Annotated in this window: 11 protein-coding genes; 3 read left to right on the forward strand and 8 right to left on the reverse strand. The window is 69.2% G+C overall.

The annotated features are described in order from the left end of the window. Window positions 1-116 precede the first annotated feature (116 nt). Complete coding sequence (locus NF557_RS07555; protein WP_252623242.1) at window positions 117-1,370, forward strand: saccharopine dehydrogenase family protein; 1,254 nt, start codon at window positions 117-119, stop codon at window positions 1,368-1,370. Here NF557_RS07555 and NF557_RS07560 read toward each other — a convergent pair. From NF557_RS07560 to NF557_RS07585, 6 genes are all read right to left on the reverse strand, one after another. Further along, window positions 1,363-3,081 (reverse strand): NAD-dependent malic enzyme, encoded by a 1,719-nt coding sequence (locus tag NF557_RS07560; RefSeq protein WP_256855753.1) that lies wholly within the window; start codon window positions 3,079-3,081, stop codon window positions 1,363-1,365. The genes NF557_RS07555 and NF557_RS07560 overlap by 8 nt on opposite strands. 3 nt (window positions 3,082-3,084) lie before the next feature. Then, a complete protein-coding gene (phbB, locus tag NF557_RS07565; protein ID WP_252623245.1) occupies window positions 3,085-3,828 on the reverse strand; it encodes an acetoacetyl-CoA reductase in 744 nt (247 codons plus the stop codon). Window positions 3,829-3,907: 79 nt separating this feature from the next. Continuing rightward, window positions 3,908-5,518 carry an AMP-binding protein gene (locus tag NF557_RS07570; protein WP_252623248.1) on the reverse strand — a complete coding sequence of 537 codons (1,611 nt, stop codon included), beginning with the start codon at window positions 5,516-5,518 and terminating at the stop codon, window positions 3,908-3,910. 70 nt (window positions 5,519-5,588) lie between these two features. Beyond that, window positions 5,589-7,544: a DUF3141 domain-containing protein gene (locus NF557_RS07575; RefSeq protein ID WP_252623251.1), complete on the reverse strand. Its 1,956-nt coding sequence runs from the start codon at window positions 7,542-7,544 to the stop codon at window positions 5,589-5,591. Between the two features lie 124 nt (window positions 7,545-7,668). Next, window positions 7,669-7,962: a hypothetical protein gene (locus NF557_RS07580; RefSeq protein ID WP_252623253.1), complete on the reverse strand. Its 294-nt coding sequence runs from the start codon at window positions 7,960-7,962 to the stop codon at window positions 7,669-7,671. 91 nt (window positions 7,963-8,053) lie between these two features. Then, a complete protein-coding gene (locus NF557_RS07585) occupies window positions 8,054-9,793 on the reverse strand; it encodes a PHA/PHB synthase family protein (protein WP_252623256.1) in 1,740 nt (579 codons plus the stop codon). Between the two features lie 78 nt (window positions 9,794-9,871). On the opposite strand from NF557_RS07585, the gene NF557_RS07590 reads away from it, so the two are divergent. Beyond that, window positions 9,872-10,225, forward strand: coding sequence for a helix-turn-helix domain-containing protein (locus NF557_RS07590; protein WP_252624009.1), 354 nt, complete (start codon window positions 9,872-9,874; stop codon window positions 10,223-10,225). A 35-nt stretch (window positions 10,226-10,260) separates the two neighbouring features. Further along, window positions 10,261-12,984 (forward strand): helix-turn-helix transcriptional regulator, encoded by a 2,724-nt coding sequence (locus NF557_RS07595; protein ID WP_252623259.1) that lies wholly within the window; start codon window positions 10,261-10,263, stop codon window positions 12,982-12,984. 11 nt (window positions 12,985-12,995) lie between these two features. Here the strand turns inward: NF557_RS07595 and NF557_RS07600 are convergent, their stop codons facing one another. Both NF557_RS07600 and NF557_RS07605 read right to left on the reverse strand, forming a co-directional pair. Further along, window positions 12,996-15,161: an alpha/beta fold hydrolase gene (locus NF557_RS07600; protein ID WP_252623261.1), complete on the reverse strand. Its 2,166-nt coding sequence runs from the start codon at window positions 15,159-15,161 to the stop codon at window positions 12,996-12,998. Window positions 15,162-15,166: 5 nt separating this feature from the next. Continuing rightward, window positions 15,167-16,255, reverse strand: a complete 1,089-nt coding sequence (locus NF557_RS07605) for a class I SAM-dependent methyltransferase (protein ID WP_252623263.1) — start codon at window positions 16,253-16,255, stop codon at window positions 15,167-15,169. Between the last annotated feature and the right edge of the window lie 144 nt (window positions 16,256-16,399).

Here is a 16,399-nt window from a genome sequence, read left to right on the forward strand (position 1 = left end):
GTAGTAATCACCAAGCCTATGGTGAAAATAGTGAAAGCGGAAGGGGTGTCACGGTTCTGCTGTGGCGCGACTCAACTGAACGGGCGCGGCCTCGACTCGTCCGAGAGGATGGCCTGATGCAGCGTGAACTCGACCTGGTCCTCATCGGCGCAACCGGCTTCGTGGGCCGTCTCACAGCCGCACACCTGGCGCGGTCGGCACCTCCAGGCGCCCGGATCGCGCTGGCCGGGCGGTCCCCTGAACGTCTCCAGGGCGTCCGGGACGAACTCACCGCCAGCGCGCGCGACTGGCCCCTCATCCACATCGACGTGACCGACCAGGCCGAGTGCGAGGCGCTGGCGCGGCGCGCCACGGTGGTGGTCACCACGGCCGGTCCGTATGCCGTGCTGGGGCTGCCCCTGGCCCGTGCCTGTGCCGAGGCGGGCACGCACTACGCCGACCTGACCGGCGAGGTGCTCTTCGTGCACCAGACCGTGACCGAGCTGCATGAGACGGCCCGGGCCTCCGGCGCACGCATCGTGCACTCCTGCGGCTTCGACTCCGTGCCCTCCGACCTCGGCGTCTGGCTGACCGCCGAGCGAGCCCGCAACGACGATGCTGGTGGGCTCGCCGAGACGGTTCTCACCGTCCGTCGCCTGCGGGGCGGCCTGTCCGGCGGCACGATCGACTCGATGCGCCAGCAGGTCATCGAGGCACGGAAGGACTCCGCTGCCCGCCGGGTCCTCACGGACCCGACGTCGCTGCAGGGATCACCCGCGGGCGAGGAGACCAGCCGACGCGGCGCGGCCGAGGTTCGTGACCGGCATACCCGCCGCGGGGTGCGGTCACCGGTGCGCCGGGAGCCGACCTCGGGTCGCTGGCGGGTGCCGTTCGTCATGGGCGGCTTCAACGCGCCGCTGGTCCGCCGCTCACACGCGCTGACGGAGGGCGGCTATGGCCCAGAGTTTCGCTATCGCGAGCTCCAGGACGTCGGCGGCGGCCTGGTCGGCGCACTCCGAGGAGCCGGCATGGTGGCCGGCATCGCGGCGGTGGGCGCAGGCCTGGCCCTGGCGGCGACGCGCGCGGTCCTCGACCGGGTCCTGCCGGCACCGGGGGAGGGACCGTCGGCAGAGCAGCGCGCCCGCGGCGGGTTCACCATGGAGATCGTCGCGGACACCGAGACCGGCGCCCGCTATCGCACGGTGGTCAGCGCTGACCTCGACCCGGGGTATGACGGGACGGCAGTGATGCTCGGGCAGTCCGGTCTGGCGCTGGCTGGGGGAGAGGGGCACGGCGCCGGTGTGCTGACACCGGCGACTGCGCTGGGCCAGGACTTGGTCGACCGGCTGCGGGCCCACGGCTTCACCTTCGCCACCGAGCGACTCAGATGACCTCCACCTTGGGATACTTCGGCTGCCACATCCGCTCATAGATCTGCTGGATCGGGTCGGTCAGCGGGTTCAGCGCCACGCCCTCGGCCGCGGCCCGCTCGGCGACTGCGATCGCCACCGTGGTCGAGACCAGCCGCAGATCGCTCATGCCGGGCAGCAGCGGCGCGCCGGGTCGCCAGGCGTTGACAAGTCCGGCGAGCGCCTCGGCGGCGGCCGCGATCATCCCCTCCGTCACGCGCGTCGCGCGGCAGGCTGCGACCCCTAGCCCCAGGCCGGGGAAGATCAGCGCGTTGTTGGACTGCGCGATGGTGTGCCGCACGCCGCCGTGGTCGACCGGACCGAACGGGCTGCCGGTGGCGATCAGGGCCTTGCCGTCACTCCACTCGAGCAGGTCGGCGGGCGTGGCCTCGGCGCGGCTGGTGGGGTTTGACAGCGGGAAGATGATCGGCCGGGCACAGTGCTTGGTCATCTCCTCGACGATCTCGCGGGTGAAGGCGCCGCCCCTGGTCGAGGTGCCGATCAGGATCGTCGGTCTGGCGTTGCGCACGACGTCGAGGAGTCCGATCTTTGCAGGATCCTTGACCTCCCAGTCGGCCACCTCCGCACGCGTGCGGGCATAGGGCTGCTGGAAGTCCAGCAGGCGCGGATCGCCCTCGAGATAGAGGCCCTGGATGCCGATCGGCCAGAACCGGGCATAGGCCTCCTCCTCGGACTCGGAGGCGCCGGTGCGCAGCATCTGGTCGCGGATGAGGTTAGCGATCCCGATCCCGGCACTGCCGGCGCCGAAGGAGACGATGCGGTGGTCGTCGAGGTCGATTCCGGTCACGTCGACAGCCGCGAGGATCGCGGCGAGGACGACTGCGGCGGTGCCCTGGATGTCGTCGTTGAACGTGCAGATCTCGTGCTGGTAGCGCTGCAGGATCCGATAGGCGTTGTTGGTGCCGATGTCCTCCCAGTGGATCATCGCGTGAGGGAAGAGCTTTTGCACAGCCGTGACGAAGTCGTCGACGAACTCGTCGTAGCGCGCACCGCGCACCCGGCCGTGTCGCTCGCCGAGATAGAAGTCGCTGGACAGCAGCCCCAGGTTGTTGGTGCCGACGTCAAGGACCACCGGGATCACCCGACGGGGGTGGATGCCTGCGGCCGCGGTGTAGACCGACAGCTTGCCGATCGCGATCTGGATGCCGCCGATGCCCTGGTCGCCGATGCCGAGAATGCCCTCGGAGTCGGTGACGCACACCAGGTCCACGTCGTCGGCGCCCAGCCCATAGTTCTTCAGCGAGGTCTCGACCTGGTCGGGTCGGTCGATGGACAGGAAGACCCCGCGGGGGCGGTTGTAGGTGTGGCTGAACCGCTCGATCGCCTCGCCGATGGTGGGGGTGTAGATGACTGGCAGCATCTCCTCGAGGTGGGCCGACAGCAGGTGATAGAAGAGCACCTCGTTGCGGTCGCGCAGTGCCGCCAGGTTCAGGAACTTGCCGAGCATCGTGTTGCTGCTGCGGAACTGTTCGTAGACCCGGTGGGTCTGGCTCTCCATCGTCGTGTAGCCGGTCGGCATCAACCCGTCGAGCTCCAGTGCCTCGCGCTGCTCCGCGGTGAAGGCCGTGCCGCGGTTGGTCATCGGGTTGGACAGGACCTCCCTGCCGCGGGCACGGATCCGCAGCGTGGGGTCAGCGGACGTCGTGTCCTGTTGGTAGACGGAGTCACGCACGGGTCACCAACCCATGTAGTGGCCACCGTTGATCGACAGGTTCGTGCCGGTGACCCACGCGGCATCGTCGGGCAGGAAGAAGGCCACCGCGTAGGCGATCTCCTCTGGCTTGCCGAGCCGGCCGACCGGGATCTGCGCCGCGATCTTGGCCCGCACCTCCTCAGGCACCGCCATCACCATCTCGGTGCCGACATAGCCCGGGGACACGGTGTTGACCGTGACGCCGAACTTCGCGTTCTCCTGGGCCAGGGAGATGGTGAAACCGTGCATGCCGGCCTTGGCTGCGGCGTAGTTGGCCTGGCCGTACTGTCCTTTCTGCCCGTTGATCGAGGCGATCTGCACGATGCGGCCCCAGCCGCCCTCGCGCATGCCACCGATCACGGGTCGGGTCACGTTGTAGACCGAGTTGAGGTTGGTCGTGATGACGTCGGTCCACTGGCCGGGGGACATCTTGTGGAAGGTGGTGTCGCGGGTGATGCCGGCGTTGTTGACCAGGATCTCGACCGGTCCGAGCTCGGCCTGGATGTCCTGCACCATCCGCTCGCAGTCCTCGGGGTCCGACACGTCGCCCTTGACCGTGAGCACGTCGACGCCCTGGGCCTTCATCTTGTCCTGCCAGGCTCGGGTCTTCTCCTCGTTGCGATAGTTGGTCGCCACCCGGTGACCCGCCGCCGCGAGCTTCTCGACGATGGCTGTTCCGATGCCTCCGGTGCCACCGGTGACCAGGGCTGTCCGTGCTGTGACCATTGCGCTCTCCAACCTGATGGGCGACGTTGCCTCGAGTGCCCTGATCCTAGTCAGCCCGCAGGATCCCTGCCAGGGCAGCTCAGCCTTGGATCTTGGAGTCGCGACCCTCCCAGGCGGCAGCCTTCAGCTCGTGCTTGCGGATCTTGCCAGTGGCCGTCTTGGGCAGGTCCTCGGTGATGTCGACCGCCTTCGGCACCTTGTATGACGCGAGCAAAGACTTGGTGTGCGCGATCAGTTCCTCGCCGGTGACGGTTGCGCCAGGCCGCACCACGACATACGCCATGGGTCGCTCGCCCCACCGCTCGTCCGGGATGCCGATGACCGCGACCTCCGCGACGGCCTCGTGGCGCAGGATGGCCTGCTCGACCTCCACGGTCGAGATGTTCTCTCCGCCGGAGATCACGACGTCCTTGGCGCGGTCCACCAGCTGGACATAGCCGTCCGGGTGACGCACACCGAGGTCGCCAGAGTGGAACCAGCCCCCGCGGAACGCCTCAGCGGTCGCGGCGTCGTCGCGGTAGTAGCCCTTCATGACGCCGTTGCCGGCCATGACGATCTCACCGACGGTCACGCCGTCCGAGGGCACGTCCACCAGCTCGTCGGAGTCCTCGGTCTGCACCACCCTCATCTCCTCGGCGGTGACCATGCCCACGCCCTGGCGGGAGAGCTTGACCGCGACCTCGGCCGGGGGCAGGTCGGCCCAGTCGTCCTGCCACTCGCAGACGCTGTAGGGGCCGTAGGTCTCGGTGAGGCCGTAGACGTGCACCACCTCGGTGTTCAGTCTCTGGAGGCGCTCGATGATGGTCGGGCTCGGTGGCGCCCCCGCGGTCACGACCGTGAGGGGCGTGGTGAGGGGGGCGGCCTCGTCGGCGTCGGCCATGATCGACAACACCGTCGGTGCACCACAGAGGTGGTCGATGCGCTCCTCGTGGACCAGGCGCCACAGGTCATCGCCGCGCACTGCGCGCAGACACACCTGGGTGCCGCCGGCAGCCACGACCGCCCAAGCGCAGCACCACCCGTTGCAGTGGAAGAGCGGCAGTGTCCACAGATAGCGCGTGGAGCGGTCGAAGCCCTGGGTGATGCACTCGCCGAGCGAGTTCAGGTATGCGCCGCGGTGGGAGTACATCACTCCCTTGGGCCGGCCTGTGGTGCCTGAGGTGTAGTTGAGCGTGATGGTCCGGGTCTCGTCGTCGACCGTCCATGGAATGGGCTCGTCCGTGCCCCGCGCCAGGAACTGCGACCACGTGGTGGCGCCGTCCTGGGCGACGTCACTGCCGTCGATGCCCGGGAGGACCACGAGCTCCACACCGGTCGCCGCGAGGATGTCGTGGTGGCGCTCAGCGATCTCCGCGTCGGCCAGGATCAGGCACGCCCCGGAGTGTTCGGCGATGTAGCCGATCTCTGGACCGGCCAGCCTGGTGTTGGTCGCCACCAGGACAGCCCCTGCCAGCGGCACCGCGAAGTGCGCCATCACCATCTCCGCCGAGTTGGCCGCCAGATAGATGACCCGGTCACCGGCGTCGACCCCACTGGCCCGCAGGGCGTGTGCCGTGCGCGTCACCTGAGCCGCGAGCTCCTCGTAGGTGAAGCGGCGCGACCCGTCGACCACGGCGTCCTTGTGGGGATAGACAGATGCCGACCGCTCCAGGTAGCGCAGCGGGGTGAGGGGACGATCCAAACCGGACATCGTGAACTCCTGCGGGTGGGAGGGGTGCGTCAGGAGCAGCCTGGCCGGATCTCCTCGACGCTGCAACCGATCAGGGCTTGCCTGTGGCGCTCTTGTCGGCGGCGCCCTTGTCGGCGGTGGAGGTCGCCGGCGGGGTGGCGGCCGGTGTTGCGTCAGCCACCGCGGTCGTCGCAGCGGGCTGCACCGTGGTGGGTGCCGGTGCCGGGGTCGGCGCCTGGGCCGGTGCCGTCGCGGGCTTGGCAGCGGCCGGGGTGGCCTCGGCCGGTGCCGTCGCGGGCTCCGCGACGGGAGTGTTGGCCTTGGTGACCGACTTCGCAGTCGGCTCCGGCTTCGCGGGCACGGCCTTGGTCACCGGCGCCTTCGCGACCGGCTTGGCCGCGGGCGTGCTGACCGACTTGGCAGCTGAGGTGCTGATCGGCTTGGCAGCGGCCTTGGTCACCGGGGCCTTCGCGACGTCCGCCGGGGCCGTGGTGGCCGGCTTCGCCTTTGCGCCCGTGGTGGCCGGCTTCGCCTTCGCGACCGTGGTGGCCGGCTTCGCCTTCGCGACCGTGGTGGCCTTGGCTGGTGCCGTCGCAGGCTTCGAAACGGGAGCGTTGGCCTTGGTGACTGGCTCGGCGGCTGAGGTGCTGACCGGCTTCGCGGGGGCGGCCTTGGTCACCGGGGCCTTCTTCGCGACGGGGGCCTTCTTCGCGACGGGCGCCGCAACCGTGGTGGCTGGCTTTGCCTTTGCGGCTGGCTTTGCCTTTGCGACTGGCTTCGCCTTGACGGCGGGCTTTGCCTTGGCCACCGGCGTGGTCTTCGCGACCGGCTGAGGTCGGTCCGACTGGTCACGGATGCTTTCAAAGATCGGCGTCCAGTGCTCGCGCAGGGCAGCGCGTCCCATGAACAGGCCCAGGTGGCCCGCCTGCAGGAAGCGACTGTGGACATCCTTCTTGGGCGTCGACGCGTGGCTGGCGAGAGCCCAGACCTGGTCGGGCGGGGTGATGTGGTCCTCCGTGCCGGCCAGCAGATACAGCGGGGCGGTGATCTTGGCGAGGTCAGCGACCTGGCCGCCCACGGTCAGGGTGCCCTGGACCAGCTCGTTGTTGACGAACAGGTGCTGCACGACCCAGAGATAGAAGTCACCGGCAAGGTCCTGTTCGGACTCAAACCAGGTCACGAAGTCGATGTAGCGCTGGACGTAGTCCGAGTCATCGATATTGGCCCAAAGGTCCATCAGCCGCTGGAGCTCTCCAGCGGGCTCCATCATCTTGAAGCCGAGGACCTGGTTGCCACCACGGTGGACGCCACCGTTGAGCCCGACCATGGCGCGATAGGCCGCCATCTCATCCACCACGGCCATCCGCTTGGTCCAGTCGTGAATGGCAGACCGGCCTGCGTGGAAGTCGATCGGGGCGGCCCCGACGGCGAGGGTGTTGACCTTGTCAGGGCGCAGCGCTGCGTAGATCGCGCCCAGCCACCCGCCCTGGCAGTCGCCGACCACGTTGACTCTGCCGCCGAGGCGCTCGACGGTCTCGTCCAGGATCGCGACGTAGTCCTCGATCGTGGTGTGCTTGGTCTCCTCGGTCGCGCCGGTCCAGTCCAGGACATAGAGGCTGTCCAGCCCCTGGTCCAGCGCGGTGCGCAGCTGGCTTTGGGAGGGGGTGTGGTCGACGATCGTGGAGGCGTGGCCGGCTTGCGGGGGGAGCACCAGGGTCGGCAGTGCGGTCTGCCCGGTGGAGAAGTCGAGCAGTCGCGCGATGGGCCACTCCCGGATGACCTTGTGGCGGGTGGCCCAGGTCGGCGAGGGACGGCTGGAGGCCACGCGGAACCACTCGGCCATGTCCTCGGCCACGTCGAGCGGCGTCGCGCCACGCTGTCCAGCACGGACCGCATAGTCCATCCAGCCTGTGGTGACGGCCACGGCCGCGTCGAACGGTGCAAAGAGCCACCTGCTGGACTGCGGCTCCGTCGCATGCTCGAGGTGGGCCCCCACGATCGGCTCGAATGCGGCTGCGCTGTCCTTGCGGTTGGTGCTCACGGTCACGTCGGTGTCCTGTCGTCGGTGGGTCGGTGGCGGCACAGATGAGCCCGGACCCCGGGCTGGGGTCCGGGCCATCGTGCCGGTGCTGCTCGAGGCCTACCCCATAGTAGGGATGCCTCGAACGGTTCTACTTGAGGGCGTCGCGCGCGGCGGAGGTGAAGGCCTTGCTGACGTCGGTGATGTAGGTCGCGTGGGCCTTGGCGATCGCCTGAACCCAGTCGAGCTGGGTGGCGCTGGCGGACTTCTCCTGGAAGTCGAGCAGGCCCTTGAGGGTCTTCTCGTAGGCGTCCAGGGTGACGTTGCCGCTCTGCTTGCTCGCGGTGATCATCTTCTCGTTGAGGTCGCGGATGCGGTCGGCGGCCTCCTCGAGGTTCGGGGTGAAGCCGGACTCGGGGGACTTGCCGCTGTTCGTGGTGGCCATGGGAGGCTCCTCTCGTGAGGGTGAACGGGTTGACCGTCCAGGTGCGTTAGCAACGTTAGCAGACCATGGCTAACAGTGCAAATAGGTCCGCTCAACCGTGGACGTAGCTGCCGGGAGCCTCTTCGAGGGGTCGGTACTTCCGGCTCCCCATCTTGGGCGGGGCGACCATCTCACCGGCCCGTTCGGTGGACCACTGAGTCCAGTCCTCCCACCACGATGCCGTATGCCGGGTGCCGGCGGCGTGCCACTGCTGCGGGTCGGCGGGGGAGTCCTGGCCAGGTTCGGTCGCGACGTACCAGGCCTTGGGCGTGGGGGGGTTGACGATCCCCGCGATGTGCCCGCCCGACGACAGGATGTAGCGCACCTTGCCGCCGAGGACCTGCGTGGCGGCATACGACGAGGTCCAGGGGACGATGTGGTCGTTGATCGCACCGACCACATAGGTGTCGACGGTGACATCGTCCAGGTCCAGCTGCTGTCCACCGATCGCGAACTCACCCTTGACCAAGAGGTTGTTGAGATAGAGGTCGCGCAGATAGGTGGCGTGCATCGCCGCCGGCATCCGGGTCGAGTCGCCGTTCCACGCCAGGATGTCGAACGGGGCAGCCGGGTCTCCCTGCAGCCAACGTGTCGGGATGTAGCGGAAGATCAGGTCGCGGGGCCGGAGCAGGTCGAACGTCAGCGCCATGTCCTCGGAGGGCAGGAAGCCGGTCTCGGCCATCCGCAGCTCCAGCCGCGAGAGGGTCTCCTCGTCGGTCATCGCGCCGAGCTCGCCGGGTTCTGAGTAGTCGAGCAGCGTGTTCATCATGGTCAGCGAGTTGAGCCGAGTGTCCCCACGAGCCGCGAGGTGGGCGGCCGCCATGGTGGCCATGGCTCCACCCAGGCACACGCCAACTAGATCGATCTTGTCGGACTTGGTGATGTTCGAGACGACGTCCAGAGTTTCGAGCACGCCCTGGGCGAGGTAGTCGTCCATCGTCACGTCCCGCATGGACTCGTCCGGGTTGCGATAGCTGACCATGAAGACGGTGCGACCGTGCCGGATCGCCCACTCCACAAAGCTTCGCTCGGGCGCGAGGTCCATCACGTAGTACTTGTTGATCCACGGCGGGCTGCACAGGATCGGCACGGCGTGCACCGTGTCGGTCTGGGGGGCGTACTGGATCAGCTCCACCAGGTCGTTGCGGAAGACCACCTTGCCGGGGGTGGCCGCCATGTCGCGCCCGAGCTCGAAGGTCGAGGAGTCGACCTTCTCTGGCAGCCCGCCCCCGTGCTGGAGGTCGTGCAGCGCGAGCATGGCGCCCTGGACGAGACTGCCCCCGCCGGTCTGCAGGGCCTTGACCAGCACCTCGGGGTTGGTCAGCGGGAAGTTGACCGGGGCCAGAGCCTCGGTGAGCAGGCGCAGGCCGAAAGCGGCCTTCTGGTCGTGGAGGTCGTTGCCCCGGTTGCCTGCCTCGAGGACATCGTCGGCGTAGCGGCAGGCAACGGCATAGAGCTGATGCAGGGCGAAGAACGCGGCGTTGCCCTCCCAGGTGGGGTCCGAGAACCGTCTGTCCCTGGGGTCCGGGTCGACGGGTGGGCTGACCGACAGCCCCGTCGCACGTGCGGCAGCGGCCAGCGGGGTCTGGGCCAGGCCGAGTGCCAGCCGGGCGGTCGCCCTGGTGAACCCGCCGGTGTTGGTCACCGCACGCGCTGCGACGGTGCCGGACGCGGGGATGAGCCCGAGCGGGTCAAGTTTTGCCTGTGCGGGCCGGATGAGGTTGGCCAGCGCAGACCGCGTGTCGGCCGCGGGGAGGCCGGTGTCGGTGGGGGTCAACTCGGTCGCGGTCATGTGTGTCCTGTCATCGGGCCGGGGCTTCCTCCCACGATAGCGCGGGGCTCGACGGCTAGGATGACTCGTGTGACCAGCATGAATTTCGGCCGCCAAGTGGGCGAGATTATTCGGCGCCAGCGAGAGCTGGCGGCCTTGCCGATGCGCCAGGTGGCTGGCATGGTCGGCATCTCAGGTCCCTATCTCTCACAGATCGAGAACGGTCTGCGGGCCCCGAGCGACCAGGTGCTGCGCAACCTCGCCGAGACACTCGGCATACCCCTGGACGACCTGATGGACGAGAGCGCCGACGACGACGCTGCCGCAGAGGACGCGTTCAAGGAAGTCATCAAGGCCGACCCCAACCTCACGGCAGCCCAGCGCAGGGCCATCCTCGAGGTCTATTCATCGATGGTCGCGGCGACCCGCTCGCAGCGACAGACGAGGGACTGAACCCGCAAAGACCTCATCGGGCCTACATTTGACCCATGCTCATCGGGCGTGCACCTGAGCAGCGGACTCTTGAGGCACTGGCCGCAGGAGCCCGCGTCGGGCGCAGTGGTGTGCTCGTCGTCGTCGGCGAGGCGGGCTGCGGCAAGACCGCGCTGCTGGACCACCTGGCGGCCACCATCCACGACATGGACGTATGCCGTGTGGTCGGCACGGAGGCCGAGCGCGACCTCGGTTTTGGTGGGCTCTCCCAGCTAGTGGGCGTGCAGACAGGCGCCGTGGAGGAGCTGCCGGAGCCGCAGGCCCGTGCGCTGGCGGTGGCGCTCAACCTCCGGACCGGGACCGACGTCGACCGGATGGCCGTGGGGGCGGGCACGCTCGGTCTGCTGAGTCGTCGCGCGGAGAGCCAACCCCTGGCTGTGCTCCTTGACGACGCACACCTGTTGGACCACTCGTCGGCCCAGGCCATCACCTTCGCGGCCCGGCGACTGCTGGCCGATCCGATCCTGCTCGTCGCTGCAGTCCGGGCAGGGGAGGACAGCCCCTTGTTGTCGGCCGGCCTGCCAGTCCTGGAGCTGGGCGGTCTGGGGACGGCAGCTGCTGGTGAACTGCTCTCCGAGCGCTCAGGCCGGCGCTTCACGGCCGGACAGATCGAGCGGCTGGTCCGTGCCACGCGGGGCAACCCACTTGCCCTCCTCGAGCTGGGCGATGATCTGGAGGCGCTTGACAGCCTGGGTCCTGACGACCCGGTCGCGGTCCGGTCCGCGCTCGCCAGGTCCTTCTTGAGCCGCACCGGGAAGCTCACGGCTGCGGCCCGGTCAGCGCTCGTCGTGGCAGCGTGCTCCAATGGTGATCCGCTGGTGGTCCACGGGGCCTGCCGTGCCCTCGGCATCGACCACGAGGGCCTTGCGGAGGCCGCCGACGCCCGGCTGATCGCCGTGACCGGCACCATCGAGTTCCGACACCCGCTCGTGCGGGCCGCCGTCGTCGGCGCCGCCGCACCCGAGGAGTTGCGGGCGGTGCACGCGGCACTGGCGGAGGCGACCGCCGCTGACGATCCCGACGGACGGACCTGGCACCTGGCTGCCGCAGCCTCCGGTCCGGACGACGAGGTTGCTGCGGCCCTTGACCGGGTCGCGGTGCGCGCGCGGGAACGGTCGGCCTATGACGTGGCCTCCTCTGCCCTGGAGCGGGCCGGGCGGCTCGCGTCGTCACCGGGAGCGCGGGGGGCTCGGTTGCTGGAGGCCGCCGAGTGCGGGTGGATCTCCGGCCAGGGACAGCGGGCCCTCACGCTGCTCGAACAGGCTGGCGAGCCGGGCTCACCGGATCTGGTTGCTCGGGCCGGTCACCTGCACGGCACCATCGCGGTCCGGACCGGCTCAATCCCAGAAGCCATCAAGGTCTTTAGCAGTGCGGCGCAACACGTTCAGGCCAGCCACCCGGACGCCGCCGCGGAGCTCTGGGCCGATGCCGTGACCGCTGCCTTGACCGCGGCTGACACCCGGTTCCTGCGCGTGGCCGCCACGGCGTTGACGGAGCTAGAACCACGGCTGACCGACGCCAGGTCGCGGATCCTGGGTGCACTGGCGACCGGGATGGCGCTCACGCTCACCGGAGGGGGTGGCGCGGACCGGATCCGGGCGTCCGTCCACCACCTGGCCACCAGCGACACGCTGCGAGCAGACCCGATGCGCGCGCAGTGGCTGGTGCTCGGGCCCCTGTTCCTGAGGGAGGAGGGGCGCTATAGGGCCCTGGTGCAGGAGGCGTTGACCGAGACCAGGGCCGCTGCTGCGATCGGGGAGCTGGCACACCTGCTGTGGCTTGTGGCCCTCGATGACGCTGCCTCGGACGGATGGTCCCGGGCGGACTCCGAGTTCCAGGAGAGTGTCGCGTTGGCCCGAGAGCTGGGACACACGACCGACCTGGCGCTGGCCCTGGCAGGCCTGGCCAGTTTGGATGCCCGGATGGGACGGGGGCCGGCGTGTCGCGAGCACGCCGTGGAGGCCATCGGACTCTGCGCCGAGAAGGACATCGTGATCGGTCGGGTGTGGGCGAGGTTGGCTCTGGGCGAGCTCGAGCTGGGTGCCGGACGGGCGGAAGAAGCCCTGGTTGAGCTGGACCAGGTCGACGCCATCCTCTCGGAGTCAGGCCTGCAGGACATGGACATCCACCCGGGTCCCGCTCGAGTGGAGGCCCTGATGCGGCTCGGACGGGTCGACGAGGCCACCAGGGTGGGCCAGGAGCTGCACCGGCTGAGCACTGCCAAGGGGCAGGCATGGGCGCTTGCTCGTGCGGAGCGGGCGCTGGGGATGGTGGCTGAGGGCGAGGCCGCGGACGAGCACTTTGCGATGGCGGCGCAGTTGCACGACGGCACCCCGGACCAGTTCGAGGCCGCGCTGACCGCGTTGGCCCACGGGGCCTCACTGCGCCGCCGGCGCCGTCGTCGCGACGCGAGGGTGCTGCTGCGCGCAGCACTCGAGGGTTTCGAGCAGCTCGGTGCCGCCCAGCGCGCCGAACAGGCCGCCGTCGAGCTCACCGCGACAGGAGAGACAGCCCAGCGACGCGGCGCGAGCAAACTCACGACGCTGACCGCTCAGGAGCGCCAGATCGCCGAGCTGCTCAGCGAGGGACAGACGACCAGAGCGGCCGCCACCGCCCTGTTCCTGAGTCCGAAGACAGTGGAATACCACCTGCGCCACGTCTACACCAAGCTGGGGGTGCGATCCCGGGCGGAGCTGACCGAGGCGCTGGCTGAGCACTGAGGACGGTGGACTCAGAGCAGGTCAGCCAGCATCGCGGCCGCACGCGCAGCGCCGTCGGTCTCCACAGGGCGATAGTCGACGACCCGGTCCAGCTCGGTCAGGACTGCCGCGGCCAGGGCGTCGGGGTCAGCGGCCTCTTCGTAGGGCAGGTGACGGCCGGCGCCATACCGCTCCAACCGGTGTCGCACGTGGAAGTTCTGTTCGAAGTGGTGGCGCAGCGGCACATAGACGAAGGGCCGGCGCCCGGCAGTGAGCTCCATGCAGGTGGTCAGACCGCCCTGCACCACCGCCAGGTCGGAGGCGGCCAGGTGTCGATACAGGTCGGGCAGGAAGCCGCGGACGTTGACACCGCGCCGTCTGGGGAGTGAACGGGGGTCGATCCGTGGCCCTGTCACGACGATGAACCGCAGGTCCGGCGCGGCTCTCCGGGCCAGCGGCACGGCGTCCAGGACTCGCTCCAGCAGTGGTCTGCCCACCCCGGTGCCGCCCACGGTGACGACACACACCCGCTCGTCCTGCGGCATACCAAGTTGGTGGCGCAGCTCTGCGCGGTCCGGCAACGCCGCGGGGTCGAAGCCGGTGACATAGCCGGCGAAGTCGAAGTTCTTGCCCATCCAGTCCGGGATCTGCGGCAGGCCGTCGCCGAAGGAGTCCGGCACCACATCCTCGGGTGAGCCGACGAAGATCGAGCGGTCCCGCACCCGGGCGAAGCGAGCGCGCTGCTCGATCATCTCGGCGTTGTAGTCGGCCGTCAGAGCAGCCTCCTCCGGCCCCCCGTCCGGCATCGGCAGCCACCCCACGAAGTCGGTCATCCAGGCGAAGTTGAACGTCTTGAGCTCGGGGTTCTCGTGCAGGAAGTAGTCCACGTCCCAGGCCTCGTCCCCCACGACCAGGTCGTAGTGCTCGTCCGCCACAAGGTCCTGGAAGACCATAAAGTTGTGCACCAGGATCGCGTCCATCCGCCGGATCGCCTGGAAGGCGTGCAGGTCGTGCTCACCGGACTCGTGCTCGACGTGGGTGGACTCGCTGGCGAGCCAGGCCGAGGCTGGGTGGACCCGCTCTCCCGCGGCCTCCAGCACCCGGGTCACCGGGTGCTGGGCGAGCCAGTCGACCTCGATGTCCGGCTCCAGGCGGCGCAGCTCCTGCACGACGGCCAGGTCGCGGGCGGCGTGCCCGAGACCGATGGGCGAGGACAGATAGAGCACACGCCTGCGCCGGGAGGGGGCGAAGGTCCAGGTGGTGGGCTCGGTCGGACGATCGGTGGACCCGATGACCGGCGCACAGGCGGAGGTCGCGAACTCGTGGATCAGCCGGTTGATCTGGACCGGGGAGCGGGACATGAGTCCGTGCCCGCCGCCCTCGATCAGGACGAGCCGGCCCCCGGTCAGCTCGGCAATCCGGCGACCGACGGCGTCGGATCGGACCCGGTCGTCGGTGCCGTGCACCACGAGCACCGGACAGGTGACGCGCTGGGCAGCCTCGTCGATCGACCGGCACACGACGCCGTCGCAACCGAGTCGTCCGAGGTTGGCGTCGACAAGAGTCTGCGGGTCGGTCTGCTCCGACCAGCGCAGGGCGTCCTCGAGCTGCTTGGTGGAGTGCGGCTCGGTGAACATCTGGTGGAAGAAGAAGTCGCGGAAGTCGGCAAAGTCGCCCTCGGTCCAGTAGTACCGGTTGTATTTGGCCCAACCCTGCGTCGGGTCCAACCGCTCGTCGAAGGCGTGGGCATCCCGCACCGGCTGGCTGACGCTGACTCCGCACGAGGGGGAGAGCGCGAAGACCCCGTCGACTCGGTCGGGGTGGTCGGCGGCGGTCTGGATCGCCCAGGACGCCGCGCACGAGAGCGCGACCAGAACCGCCCGCTCGGTCCCGGTGGCATTCAGCACCGCCGTCACATCGGCTGCGCACTCGTCGTTGGAGTATGCCGAGGCACCGGTGGGGCGCCCAGAGGCACCCGTGCCCCGGCCGTCGAAGGTGACGACGCGGAAGTGCCGGGAGAGGTAGCCGACCTGCGCCTTCCAAAAGCGGGAGTCGAAGATCTGCCAGGTGGGCAGGAGCAGCAGGGTCCGCGGCCCGGTGCCGTAGGTCTGCCAGGCCAGGTCGACACCGTCGCGGACGGTGACCCCGGTCGTGGCCGGCTCGACGGCCGTGTCGGTCTGGTCGCTCAAGCCGGCCACCGGGCTCACATCCTCACTTCGAAGACGTTGTTGAACGGGGTGCTGGCGACCGTGCGGAACTGGGTGAACCCGGCTGCGGTGGTGACGTCGCGGATTCTGGCCGGCCCCGCCTGGGTGCCCAGGGCAGTGCCGACATCCTGGGCGAGGGACGTCGGTGTGCACAGCAGGGTGGAGAACGCGTAGTAGACACGGCCCACCGGGTTGAAGTTCTCCTCAGGCCGGTCCCCGGCGATCGGCTCGACGATCATCCAGGTGCCATCGGGGGCGAGGATCTCCTTGACCTGACGGGCGGCGCCCACGGGGTCGCCCATGTCGTGCAGGCAGTCGAACATGGTGACCAGGTCATAGCCTCCACCGGGGTGCTCCGTGCTGTCGGTGGTCTGGAACGTGGCTCGTCCGTCCACGCCTGCCTCGGCTGCCCGCTGTCGAGCAACCTCGATCGAGCCCGCGTGGTAGTCGGTGCCGAGGACGGTGCTGTTCGGGAAGGCCTGCGCGATGAGGATCGCGGGTGCGCCATGGCCACTCCCGATGTCGGCGACCTTCGCGCCACGCTCCAACTTGGCCACCACGCCGTCGAGAGCAGGCAGCCAGCCGTTCACGAGGTTGGCCAGGTAGCCGGGCCTGAAGAATCGTTCGCACCCGGCGTGGACGTCCGTGTTGTGCTCGTGCCAGCCGTAGCCGGCGCCGGTGCGGGCGGCCGCCACGATGTGCGGTGCGTCGCGCACCGTGCCGTGGACGAACTGGAACAGCCCCTGCACGTAGCCGGGGCAGCTCGGGTCGGTCAGGGCGGCCGCGTGCTCGGGCGAGATGCTGAACAGCCCGGCCTCGGGGTCGTAGTCGATGTAGTCGCCGGCGGCCTGGGCATTAAGCCATTCGCGGGCGTAGTGCTCATCGGTGTCGGTGGCCCGGGCGAGCTGAGGTGCGTTGAGCGGGCCGAGGTCGGCCAGGGCGCGGTAGTAGCCGAGCTGGTCGCCCATCACGACGAGGGCGCCGTTCAGGCTAGCTCCGACCTCGTCGACGGCCCGGAAGACAAAACCCATCAGCTTGTCGGGGTCGAGCTCGGTCGCCGGGGGAGGGGTGGTGGTGATGGCCATGGTAGTGATCCTTCGCATCTAGTGTGGCCCGCAGATCGTGGCTCCGCTAGCCCGTGCCACCAGACTCATCCCTTCGGGCCACTCACCGCATCAGGTGCTCCACCTAGTCCTGACGCCGACGCAAGCCTCGCACATGTGTGCTAA

The organism is Ornithinimicrobium cryptoxanthini (assembly GCF_023923205.1).
GTDB lineage: Bacteria > Actinomycetota > Actinomycetes > Actinomycetales > Dermatophilaceae > Ornithinicoccus > Ornithinicoccus cryptoxanthini.